A 3,717-nucleotide genomic window follows, 5' to 3' on the forward strand; every position below is an offset into this window, starting at 1 on the left:
GATGAGCAGACCACCAACGTCAAGGCGATCATCGCCGCGACGAAGAAGGCCGACATGGATCGCCGCGGGGCTCGCCGCGGGCGTGGCCACCGAGCGGGCCCTGGTCCGCCGGTTCAAGACCGACCCCACCGACCGGTACGCCGACGAGGCCTTCGACGAACAGCGGTACGACGAGGCGTTCAAGCTGGAGATGCCGGACGGCACCGACATTCACGTCGAGGTCGTGGAGCCGACCCGCCCGAGGGCCGGCAACCCGACGGTGGTGCTGGTGCACGGGTTCTGCCTGGACATGGGCACCTTCCACTTCCAGCGCAAGCTGCTCGCCGAGCGCGGCGAGCACCGCGTCGTCGCGTACGACCAGCCGGGGCACGGCCGGTCGGGGCGGCTGGAGACCGGCGAGTACGACCTGACCGCCCTCGGTCGCACGCTGCGCGCGGTGATCGACCGGACCGCCCCGGAGGGGCCGCTGGTGCTGGTCGGGCACTCGATGGGCGGCATGACGATCATGGCGTTCGCCGAGCTGTTCCCGGAGATGTTCGGCGACCGCGTCGTGGGTACGGTGCTGATGGCCACGTCGGGCGGCCTCCTGGCGGAGACCAAGCTGGTCGCACCGGCGCTGCTCGGCCGGGTCGGCGCGCCCGTGCTCTACATGGTCGGCAACGTCACCCGCTACGGCGGGCCGGTGATCGACCGGGCGCGGCGGTCCACCTCCAACGTCGCCTGGCTGCTCACCCGCAAGTACGGGTTCGGGACGACCCGGCCCAGTCCTGCCCTGGTGTCGTACGTCGAGACGATGAACTCGCGGACCTCCGCCGACACGGTGACGCGCTACCTGCGCACGCTGGCCACGCACTCCCGGTTCCCGGCGCTGGCGGCGCTCGCCGACACGCCGGTCGTGGTGATCGTCGGCGACAAGGACATGATCACGCCGGTGGTCCACTCCGAGGAGATCGTCCGGCGGCTGCCGCACGCCGAGTTCGTCAAGATCCACGACAGTGGGCACGTGGTGATGTTGGAGCACGCCGACGAGGTCAACGCCGCGCTGACGCACTTCCTGGACACCTGCGGCGGGGCGGCGTCGTGAGTGTCGTGGTGAAGCTGCCCACGGTCGACGACACCCGGGACTTCGGCCGCCGGCTCGCCGGGGTGCTGCGCGCCGGTGACCTGCTGCTGCTGACCGGTCCGCTGGGGGCCGGCAAGACCGCCCTGACCCAGGGCATCGGCGCGGGGCTCGGCGTGCTCGGCGACATCACCTCGCCCACGTTCGTCATCGCCCGGGTGCACCGTCCGGACCCGGCGCGGGGCGGCACGGTGGCGCTGGTGCACGCCGACGCGTACCGCCTGGGCGACGCCGCCGACCCGCGCGCCGAGATCGACGACCTCGACCTCGACGCCTCCGTGGACGAGTCGGTGACCGTCGTCGAGTGGGGCGAGGGGCTGGTTGAGCAGTTGGTCGACGCGCACCTGCGGGTCCGCATCGACCGGCGCGACGACGACACGCGGGTGGTCGAGCTGGAGCCGGTGGGCGGGGACTGGGCCGGCCGCCTCGCGGCCCTCGGCTGAGCGCTGTCGTACCGGCGGCTTAGAGTGCCCGGGACCTGATCCCACCGCCGAGAGGCCGCCGATGCTCGACGACGCACCCACCCTGGACCTGCTGGCGCTGCTGCCGGAGGAGTGGCGGGCGGTGCTCACTCCGCACCTCGACCCGGCCCGCACGGCGGCGCTCGCGGAGTTCGTCGCCCGGGAGTACGCCACCCGCACGGTCTTCCCGCCGGTGGAGGACCTGTTCTCGGCCTACCGGCTGTGCGGCCCCGAGGACTGCCGGGTGCTCATCCTCGGTCAGGACCCGTACCACCGGGCCGGTCAGGCGCACGGGCTCAGCTTCAGCGTCCGCGAGGGGGTCACCGTGCCGCCGTCGCTGCGCAACGTCTTCAAGGAGCTGGGCGAGGACGTCAGCGTGCCGAAGCCGCGCAGTGGCAACCTCAGTGGCTGGGCCGCGCAGGGCGTGCTCCTGCTGAACGCGGTGCTGACCGTCCGCGAGGCCACGCCGGGCTCGCACGCGAACTCCGGTTGGGAGGAGTTCACCGACGCCACCATCCGCGCCCTGGACGCGATGGAGTCACGGGTCGTCTTCCTGCTCTGGGGCGGGTACGCGCGCAAGAAGGCGGGCCTGGTCACCAACCCGCGCCACGTGGTGCTGGAGGCCGGCCACCCCAGCCCGATGAACCCGCGGGGCTTCCTGGGCAGCCGCCCGTTCAGCGCCGCCAACAAGGCGCTCGCCGACGCCGGCCTGCCGACGGTCGACTGGGAACGCTCAGCCGGCTGACCGCCGTTGCCGGTGGCGGTCGCGGTGGCGGCGGAGCAGCTCGGCGGCGTGGGGGTCGGTCAGCTCCACCTCGACCAGCGGCACCACCCGGTAGCTCCGCTCGCCGTGCCGCACCTCGATCGACTCCGGCAGCTCGTCGCACATCCGGGCCCGTAGCTCCCCGTGCTTCGTCCGCCACCGGTGCTCGCCCGGCTCCTCGGGCTCGACGTGGACGCCGCCGTACTCCTCCCACCGGGCGTTCCACCGCTGGCCGAGAGCGGCGTTGAGCCAGACGGTGAACCGGGCCGCATCGGCCCAGCGCAGGGCGATTTCCGGCATGTCCACCGGGATCGGCGCGCCCTGGAGTAGCGCCGCGGTCGCCCCGGTGAGCACGAACGGCAGGTCGCCGAGCCGGTCGATCATCCGATCCAGGCCGATCCCGTCGAGCCGCTCGACCGGCGACTGCGTGGCCAGCTCGTCCAGCCGCGCGTCGACCTGCGCGTCCAGTGGCTCCACGCCGACGGTGAGCTGCAGGTCCATCGCGTCCAGGATCTGCTCGATCAGCCGGAAGCTCGGGATCCGGTCGCCGCGCTCGATACGGGCCACTGCGGCCTGGCTGACTCCGGCCAGGTCAGCAAGTGTCTGCTGGGTCAGGAATCGCGAGCCTCGTTCCCGCCGCAGGAGCGCCCCGATTGCGGTCGCGAGGCGATCGTCAGACATCCGAGCATGATGGCGCACGTGCTTCATACCTGGCAGTCATGAATATGACGGTCAGGTATAAGGCTCGCGGAACCAACCACGCCTCCGGTCGCCGGTCGGCCGGGGAAGGGGGCGGCTAGGCTGGTTCACCGTGCTCGTACTGGTGGTGGACAGCTCGACCCCCGCGGTGACCGCCGCCCTCGCGGAGGTCTCGGCGGATGGCGTCGTGCTCCGGGCGCACCGGTGCACGGTCGACGCGCGGGCGCACGGCGAACTGCTCGCCCCGCAGGTGGACGCGGTCCTCGCCGACTCCGACGCGCGGGCCGCCGACCTGGGCGCGATCGTCGCCGGGCTGGGCCCGGGACCGTTTACGGGGCTGCGGGTGGGACTGGTCACCGCCGCCACGATGGGGCAGGTGCTCGGCGTCCCCACGTACGGTGTCTGCTCGCTGGACGGGATCGGCCACCCGGCGGCCGCCGGCGAACCGGTCCTGGCCGCGAGCGACGCGCGCCGCCGGGAGATCTACTGGGCGGTCTACGACGGCGCCGGGCAGCGGATCGTCGGGCCGGAGGTGTCGGCGCCGGCGGTCGCCGCGGAGCGCGCCCGCGACCTCGCGGTCACGGTGGCCGTCGGCGACGGCGCCCACCGGTACGCCGACACGCTGGGCCTGCCGGTGCGGGCCGAGCCGCGCTACCCGGACGCGGGCGTGCTGG

Annotated in this window: 5 protein-coding genes; 4 read left to right on the forward strand and 1 reads right to left on the reverse strand. The window is 73.2% G+C overall.

Features of this window, described 5'->3' with window-relative positions; genetic code table 11:
• The first annotated feature begins 1 nt into the window (after nucleotide 1).
• The 3 genes from AB0I76_RS25035 to ung all read left to right on the forward strand — a co-directional run bounded on the left by AB0I76_RS25035 (nucleotide 2) and on the right by ung (nucleotide 2,326).
• Nucleotides 2-1,084 carry an alpha/beta hydrolase gene (locus AB0I76_RS25035; RefSeq protein WP_357040079.1) on the forward strand — a complete coding sequence of 361 codons (1,083 nt, stop codon included), beginning with the start codon at nucleotides 2-4 and terminating at the stop codon, nucleotides 1,082-1,084.
• Nucleotides 1,081-1,563 carry a tRNA (adenosine(37)-N6)-threonylcarbamoyltransferase complex ATPase subunit type 1 TsaE gene (gene tsaE, locus AB0I76_RS25040; RefSeq protein ID WP_357040082.1) on the forward strand — a complete coding sequence of 161 codons (483 nt, stop codon included), beginning with the start codon at nucleotides 1,081-1,083 and terminating at the stop codon, nucleotides 1,561-1,563. Before AB0I76_RS25035 ends, tsaE begins: the two co-directional genes overlap by 4 nt.
• Nucleotides 1,564-1,624: 61 nt before the next feature.
• A complete protein-coding gene (gene ung / locus AB0I76_RS25045) occupies nucleotides 1,625-2,326 on the forward strand; it encodes a uracil-DNA glycosylase (RefSeq protein WP_357040085.1) in 702 nt (233 codons plus the stop codon).
• Here ung and AB0I76_RS25050 read toward each other — a convergent pair.
• On the reverse strand, nucleotides 2,315-3,025 hold the full coding sequence (locus tag AB0I76_RS25050) for a helix-turn-helix transcriptional regulator (RefSeq protein WP_357040088.1): 711 nt from the start codon (nucleotides 3,023-3,025) through the stop codon (nucleotides 2,315-2,317). The genes ung and AB0I76_RS25050 overlap by 12 nt on opposite strands.
• A gap of 130 nt (nucleotides 3,026-3,155) precedes the next feature.
• On the opposite strand from AB0I76_RS25050, the gene tsaB reads away from it, so the two are divergent.
• Nucleotides 3,156-3,717: tRNA (adenosine(37)-N6)-threonylcarbamoyltransferase complex dimerization subunit type 1 TsaB (gene tsaB / locus AB0I76_RS25055; protein ID WP_357040091.1), on the forward strand; the 562-nt coding region annotated here is incomplete at its 3' end.

It is taken from the genome of Micromonospora sp. NPDC049799, assembly GCF_040656655.1.
Classification (GTDB): Bacteria; Actinomycetota; Actinomycetes; order Mycobacteriales; family Micromonosporaceae; genus Micromonospora.

Bases quoted from the DNA above. Each gene is read 5' to 3' on its own strand.
- AB0I76_RS25035 (WP_357040079.1), top strand. From the start codon at position 2: ATGAGCAGACCACCAACGTCAAGGCGATCATCGCCGCGACGAAGAAGG.
- ung (WP_357040085.1), top strand. From the start codon at position 1,625: ATGCTCGACGACGCACCCACCCTGGACCTGCTGGCGCTGCTGCCGGAG.
- AB0I76_RS25050 (WP_357040088.1), bottom strand. From the start codon at position 3,025: ATGTCTGACGATCGCCTCGCGACCGCAATCGGGGCGCTCCTGCGGCGG.